At 71.5% G+C, this 6,139-nt stretch carries 7 protein-coding genes; 3 read left to right on the top strand and 4 right to left on the bottom strand.

All coding sequences use genetic code 11. From position 1 onward, the window contains the following. The first annotated feature begins 230 nt into the window (after positions 1–230). The 3 genes from ABYE80_RS15730 to ABYE80_RS15720 are packed head-to-tail and all read left to right on the top strand — an operon-like array spanning position 231 to position 2,324. Positions 231–1,499 carry an NAD(P)/FAD-dependent oxidoreductase gene (locus tag ABYE80_RS15730; protein WP_372791246.1) on the top strand — a complete coding sequence of 423 codons (1,269 nt, stop codon included), beginning with the start codon at positions 231–233 and terminating at the stop codon, positions 1,497–1,499. Beyond that, positions 1,496–1,804, top strand: a complete 309-nt coding sequence (locus ABYE80_RS15725; protein ID WP_372791245.1) for a TusE/DsrC/DsvC family sulfur relay protein — start codon at positions 1,496–1,498, stop codon at positions 1,802–1,804. The genes ABYE80_RS15730 and ABYE80_RS15725 overlap by 4 nt, the downstream gene beginning before the upstream one ends. Before the next feature lie 10 nt (positions 1,805–1,814). Continuing rightward, positions 1,815–2,324 carry a DsrE/DsrF/DrsH-like family protein gene (locus tag ABYE80_RS15720; RefSeq protein WP_372791244.1) on the top strand — a complete coding sequence of 170 codons (510 nt, stop codon included), beginning with the start codon at positions 1,815–1,817 and terminating at the stop codon, positions 2,322–2,324. A gap of 87 nt (positions 2,325–2,411) precedes the next feature. Here the strand turns inward: ABYE80_RS15720 and ABYE80_RS15715 are convergent, their stop codons facing one another. From ABYE80_RS15715 to ABYE80_RS15700, 4 genes are all read right to left on the bottom strand, one after another. Continuing rightward, positions 2,412–2,855, bottom strand: a complete 444-nt coding sequence (locus tag ABYE80_RS15715) for a hypothetical protein (RefSeq protein WP_372791243.1) — start codon at positions 2,853–2,855, stop codon at positions 2,412–2,414. Then, positions 2,852–4,243, bottom strand: a complete 1,392-nt coding sequence (locus ABYE80_RS15710; RefSeq protein ID WP_372791242.1) for a DUF1501 domain-containing protein — start codon at positions 4,241–4,243, stop codon at positions 2,852–2,854. Before ABYE80_RS15710 ends, ABYE80_RS15715 begins: the two co-directional genes overlap by 4 nt. Next, positions 4,243–5,643 (bottom strand): DUF1800 family protein, encoded by a 1,401-nt coding sequence (locus ABYE80_RS15705; RefSeq protein WP_372791241.1) that lies wholly within the window; start codon positions 5,641–5,643, stop codon positions 4,243–4,245. The genes ABYE80_RS15710 and ABYE80_RS15705 overlap by 1 nt, the downstream gene beginning before the upstream one ends. A gap of 49 nt (positions 5,644–5,692) precedes the next feature. After that, positions 5,693–6,139, bottom strand: a 447-nt coding sequence (locus ABYE80_RS15700; RefSeq protein ID WP_372791240.1) for a hypothetical protein, incomplete at its 5' end; no start/stop codon positions are given.

Below are 6,139 nucleotides of genomic sequence, written 5' to 3'. Positions count from 1 at the left end.
TCGGCGAAGCTCGTGTCGAGATCCGCGCGGATCGCGGGCAGCGCGACGTTCACCACGGTCACGTCGAGCAGCAGCATCGCCGTCCCGGCCGAGACGACGGCGAGCGTCAGGCGGCGGTCGGCAGTCACCTACGGACGCATCTCGTCGCGCGGTGCACGTAGAAAGTCCCCATCGGGCTCACGGTACAACGCGGATGCGGGGAAGCCCTCCGCGGCGGGATGCTCGGACCAGTGCCCACCCGCATAGTCATCCTCGGTGCCGGAACCGGCGGCACCCTGACCGCCAACCGCCTGCGCCGCGCGTGCGACGACGATGTCGAGATCGTGGTCGTCGACCGTGACGACCGCCACGTCTACCAGCCCGGGCTGCTGTTCGTCCCGTTCGGGCTGGCGGAGTCGACCGAGCTCGTCCGCTCGCGGCGTGCACAGCTGCACGACGGCATCGACTTCCGTATCGCGGAGGTCGAGCAGGTCGATCTCCCCGGCAACCGCGTCCATCTCGACGACGGGTCGACGGTCGACTACGACGTCCTCGTGGTGGCTTCGGGCGCCGTCCTGCAGCCGGAGGAGACGGAAGGGCTCCCGGGCCCCGGCTGGGGACGGAACGTCTTCACCTTCTTCGAGGCCGAGTCCGCGCAGGCGCTGCACACGGCGCTCCAGGGCTTCGACCGCGGCCGGATCGTGGTCAACCCGATCGACATGCCGATCAAGTGCCCGGTGGCGCCGCTGGAGTTCTGCTTCCTCCTCGACTGGTACCTGCACCAGCGCGGCGTCCGGGACGACGTGGAGCTGACGTACGTCACGTGCCTGGACGGCGCCTTCACCAAGCCGGTCGCCTCGGAGCGCCTGAGCAGCCTGCTGGCCGACAAGGGCATCGAGGTCGTCACCGAGTTCGCCACGGGCGAGGTCGACGCCGAACACGGCCGCCTGGTCAGCTACGACGAGCGGGAGGTGCCCTTCGACCTGCTCGTGACGATCCCGCTCCACGGCGGACCGTCCTACGTCGGACGCTCGCCGGGGCTCGGCGACGAGTTCGGGTTCGTGCCGACCGATCCCCGAACCCTGCAGGCCCGTGCCGCGGACAACGTGTTCGCCATCGGCGACGCGACGAACCTCCCGGCCTCCAAGGCGGGCTCGGTGACGCACTTCGAGGGGGACACCGTCGTCGCCAACATCCAGCACTTCCTCGCAGGTGAGGACCTGGAAGCCACGTTCGACGGTCACTCGAACTGCTTCATCGAGACGGGCTTCCACAAGGCGCTCCTCATCGACTTCAACTACGACAGGGAACCCCTGCCCGGCCGGTACCCGGACGCACACGTCGGGCCCCTCCCGCTGCTGAAGGAGTCGCGGATGAACCACATCGCCAAGCTGCTGTTCCAGTGGGTCTACTGGCACGCGCTGCTCCCGGGCCACGACATCCCCGGCATCAGCGCGCAGATGCAGCACGCCGCCAAGGACCCCGCCCTCACGGGCGCCGACCAAGGGACACCACGATGAGCCCATCGACCCTCGACGTCGAACGCGACGCGGAGGGCTTCTTCCTGAAGCCCGAGCAGTGGACCCGGGAGATGGCCGACGAGATCGCGTCGGAGAACGGCGTCGCGGCGCTCAACGACCGCCACTGGCTCGTGATCGACTTCATGCGCACGGCGTACCTCGAGACCGGCAGCGCACCGAGCATCCGCTCGCTCGGCAAGCTGTCCGGGGTCCCGATCAAGGAGCTCTACGCCCTGTTCCCCAAGGGCCCGGCGAAGCTCGCAGCCAAGATCGCCGGCATCCCCAAGCCCCGCGGCTGCATCTGAGGAGCACCACATGACCGAGATCGTCGACCAGCCGACCACCGACGCGGCGGCCCAGCCCGCGCCGATCACCAAGGTGGCGATCGTCGTCTCCAAAGGGTCTCTCGAGGGCATCTATCCCGCGCTGATCATGGCGAACGGCGCGCGCATGGAGGGCATCGAGGCCAACGTGTTCTTCACGTTCTTCGGGCTCGACGCGATCCGCAAGGACCGTCAGGCGTCCATCAAGGTCGCGACCGTCGGCAACCCGGGCATGCACATCCCCAGCCTGCTGGGAGCCGTCCCGGGCGTGTCGGCCCTCGCCACGCGGATGATGCAGCGCCAGATGGAGAAGCTCGACATCCCGCCCATCCCGGAGTTCGTCGAGATGATCTCCGACTCCGGCGGTGGCCTGTACGCATGCAAGGCCACCGTGGAGATGTTCAAGCTCGAGGAGTCGGACTTCGTCGACCAGGTCGACGAGGTGATCACGGTCGGCGAGTTCTACGAGATGGCGGCGGGCGGGGAGATCATCTTCACCTGAGCGCGCGGCGCCGCCGTACGGGGTGCGACGTCCGAGCGACGCCTGGAGTCGTCAGCACGGGACACGGCCTGTTCGAGGAGGCCGTGCTCAGCGCCCGGATCTCGATGCGCGTCGCTGCGTGGCCTTCGTGATGCGCATGCGGGCGAGCATGCCGCGCTGCTCGTGATTGCCCAGCGTGCAGACCAGGCGGTAGACGCCGCGCGTGCGCAGGGTCAGCCGCAGCGTCCGTCGCTCGGCCGGCTGCAGGACGCCGACGGTGCCGCGGCGCCGCCCCTTGGCGTCGATGACGACGAGATCGTGCGGGTCCTCGCCGTGGTTCGTCACGTTGAAGCGCACGGTGCCCTGGGGGGCACGCCGGCGGTACACGACGACGTCGAACTCGTCGAGGTCCACGCCGACGGCGGTCGACGGAGCGCTGCGCGCCGTCGAGGCGCCGGAGCCGGAAGCGACGCCCGGGGCGTGGGCTGCGACGGTCGCCGCGACGGCAGCCGCCACGGCCATCGCGGCGGTCGTCGCTCGGCGGGCGCTCATCGTACGAGCCCGATCCGCTGCAACTCACCGGCGCGCGGGATGATGGCGCCGGCGTCCACCTGCAGCCACTGGTCGAGCAGGCTCGCGTACACCTGGCGGAAGTCGATGGTGACCTTGAGGTTGCGCAGCCTGTCGAGATCGGTCAGCGACGGGTACTCGGTCAGGACGCCCGGACGGGCCTGGTTGCCCATCACCCACGCGATGCCTCCGGCCCCGTGATCGGTGCCGAGCGAGGCGTTGCTCTTCACGCGGCGACCGAACTCGCTCCACACGAGGACCATCACCCGGTCCCCGAGTCCGCGCTGCTCGATGTCGAGCTGGAACGCCGCCAGCGACTGCGACACGTCGGCGAGCAGGCGATCCAGCGCGGCGGCCTGGCCGTCGTGGGTGTCGAAGCCGCCGCTCGTGCTGACCCCGGCCACGCGGGTCCCGAACGGCTGGGCGAGCATGAACGCGAGGGTGCGCATGCGGTCCCCGAAGCTCGACTTCGGATAGGCGGGCGCGGCGTCGCCCGGTGCGTCGGACGCGAGGATCTGCTCGACCGCGCCGGGCTTCTGCGACGGCTCCGGGGCGGACGCCTCGTAGGGGACGAGCTCGTCCGCGACCCGCTTGGTCAGGCGGGCGCCGCGGTTGACCGCGTCGCGTCCCGGACGACGCGAGCCGGCGGCGCCGAGCGCCGCGTAGGTCTCGAGCGTGAACGCCAGCGCCTCCGGATCGAGCGGCGCCGAGAGCCGCCCGGCCCTCGCGGTCTCCACGGCGGCGACGGGTGCGCCGGCGGTCCGCAGGACCGGGGTGATCTGGGAGCTCACCGACAGCGCCTGGAACGGGTTGTCCTTCGACCCGCTGTGGTCGACCACGCGTCCGAGCCACCCGGTCGCCAGTTCCTTGGTGACCAGGCCCGTCTCCCAGAACGACCGCGAGTCGAAGTGCGACAGGTTCGGATTGGCGTAGTCGATGCCGGGCAGTAGCCCGATCTTGCCCTGGTCGAACAGGCCCTTGATGCCGCCGCGGTTGCCCTTGGTCAGCGCGTCGTGGATGCCCAGCCCGGTCGACCCGAGCCGGGGCGAGCTCTGCGGTCGGGCCATGACGCCGCGCGCGTCGCGGTACGCGCCGTACTGCGACAGCGGCACGATCGAGTCCAGGAGGTCCAGGCCGCCGGGCAGGAAGACGGACACCAGGATGCGGTCGCCGGTCCCGGTGGCGGCGTCCGCCTGCGCGGCTTCGAGGGCGCGCTGCACGGGGGTGCCCGGCGCCAGGTACAGGGCCACCGAGGCGCCGAGGCCCAGGCCGAGCACCTCGCGGCGGGTCAGCGGGGTGGCGAGCGCGGACCGTCGCGACCGCGCGTCGGCGTGGCGGAAGTCGTCGCAGGAGGTCAGTCGGCCGGCCATCAGAGCAGCTGGTAGTCCGGGCCGGCGATGAGCAGGGTCCGCAGGGCGCGCTGCGCCGTCTCGGCGTTGCGGCGCCGGGCGGCGTCGTCCTTCGCGGGGCGGGCCATGATGCGGGCCGCGAGCACCCGCAGGCGCTTGTCCGTCGCACTCGTGGTGAACGGCTCGCCCAGCGCGCGCTTGGCCAGGGAGAGATGCGCGGCCGGCGTGAGACCGGGGTCGACCGTCCCGGCGACGACCGGGGCGAGGCCCCGCTTGGGATCCAGGACCTGCACCGGCAGCACGAAGCGCGCGCGGAAGGCTGCCGTCGAGCACCACGCGGGACCCCCGTCCCACCCGGCGACGCTGGGCGGTCGGAACGGGCGCTGTCCCATGACCGTCATGAGCGCGGCCCAGTCCCGGCGGTCGATCCGCCAGCCGTTGGTGCGCAGGAGCCCGGCGATGAGGACGACCGGCGACTTGACCAGGTCGGGGCGGGGCAGGTCCGCGTACAGCTGCGGGGCGCGGAGGATCGCGCGCATCAGGGTTCTGATCGATCGACCCGACGCCTGGAACTGCTTGACCAGGGACCGACGGGTCTTCGTGGCGAGCGGCGTGCCGACGAACTCGTCCCACAGCTTGCCGACGATGAACTCCGCGACCCCCTTGCGTGCGAGCGTCAGGCGCAGCACGTCCTCCCAGCCCCAGGTCCCGGTCTGGCCGAAGATCGTCTTGGTCCCGCTGTCGTGGCGCCTGGGGTCGAAGCGCACGCCGGTGACCTGCCCGCCCGACTTCACGAGCACCCAGCCGGTCAGGGCGCGTGCCGCCTCGCGGATGTCGGTCTCCGTGTAGCCGTTGCCCGCGCCGAGGGTGTACAGCTCGAACAGCTCGCGGGCGAAGTTCTCGTTCGGGTCCTCCTTGACCGACCCGGCGACGGAGAGGTGGATCTGCATCGCCGGGTCCAGGAACACGGCCCGCAGCAGGGCGTCGAAGGACCCCAGCGCGTGGCGGCGCAGCGTCTCGTTCTGGGCCAGCATGAGCGAGGCCGGCAGGTCGGCGGTCGCGAAGTGGTCGTGCCAGAAGAGCGTCATGCGCTCCTGCAGCGGGTGGCTGGTGCGGACCATCCGGTCGAGCCACCACAGGACGTCGTGGTCGAACTCGTTGCCGGGGTCCAGGGGCTTGCCGGCCACCGAGGGGGCCGGGCCGCGCAGGACCGCCCTGGTGCCGCGCTGGTCGCCGTCGACGAACTGGGCGACGGCCGCGTGCTTCCCGGCCCGGCGGAGCGCTTCGAGCTCCTTGGGCGTCGCCCCGAACCCGGCGCGCCACGCGAGGCGGTGGGCGTGCGCGGTCGTCCACGCCGGTGTCCGGCGTGCCTTCCTGGTCGTGCGTCTCTGAGCGTCCCTGCCGACGACGGTCGATCCCACCGCGCCTGACGATAGGCGCGGTGGAGCCGTGGCGCAAGGAGGAGCGGGTCTAGGGCTGCTGGGTCGCCGACCCGAGGGCGAGGGCGTGGAGGCTGGGCTTGACGGCTTGCACGGACGCCGAGTACAGCCGGCAGGCCCGGAGGCTCACGGCCGTCGACGGGGCGGTCGTGGTGACCACCTGCTGCGTCGTGACCCCGGAGACGGGCGCCACCTGGCCCGGCAACGAGCTGCCGGGGAGGAGGACGTGGCGCACGGAGTCGTCCTGGCGGGACGGCCCTACGTAGAGCACCGCCCGCGCGAGGTGGCCGGCGTTGGCCGCCGGATCGAAGTCGACCATGTCGGCGCTCCCGGTGAGGAGCCAGGTCCCCGCCGGGAGCGTCAGGGACAGGATCGTCGTGTAGGTCGAGCACGTCGTCGCGACGGGCTCGGCGTCCTTGCGCGTGTAAAGCACCTCGCTGGGACCGCGCGGTCCTGTCGCGCCCTGGGCTCCCGGGGT

Origin of the sequence: Paraconexibacter sp., from assembly GCF_041602235.1 — a bacterium.
Taxonomy (GTDB): domain Bacteria; phylum Actinomycetota; class Thermoleophilia; order Solirubrobacterales; family Solirubrobacteraceae; genus Paraconexibacter.
Note: the sequence above shows the minus strand (reverse complement) of the source record. Positions and strands in the feature narration are given on the sequence as shown.

Excerpts from the sequence above, each read along its gene's own strand:
- ABYE80_RS15725 (WP_372791245.1), top strand. The coding sequence starts at position 1,496 with ATGAGCCCATCGACCCTCGACGTCGAACGCGACGCGGAGGGCTTCTTC.
- ABYE80_RS15720 (WP_372791244.1), top strand. The coding sequence starts at position 1,815 with ATGACCGAGATCGTCGACCAGCCGACCACCGACGCGGCGGCCCAGCCC.
- ABYE80_RS15715 (WP_372791243.1), bottom strand. The coding sequence starts at position 2,855 with ATGAGCGCCCGCCGAGCGACGACCGCCGCGATGGCCGTGGCGGCTGCC.
- ABYE80_RS15710 (WP_372791242.1), bottom strand. The coding sequence starts at position 4,243 with ATGGCCGGCCGACTGACCTCCTGCGACGACTTCCGCCACGCCGACGCG.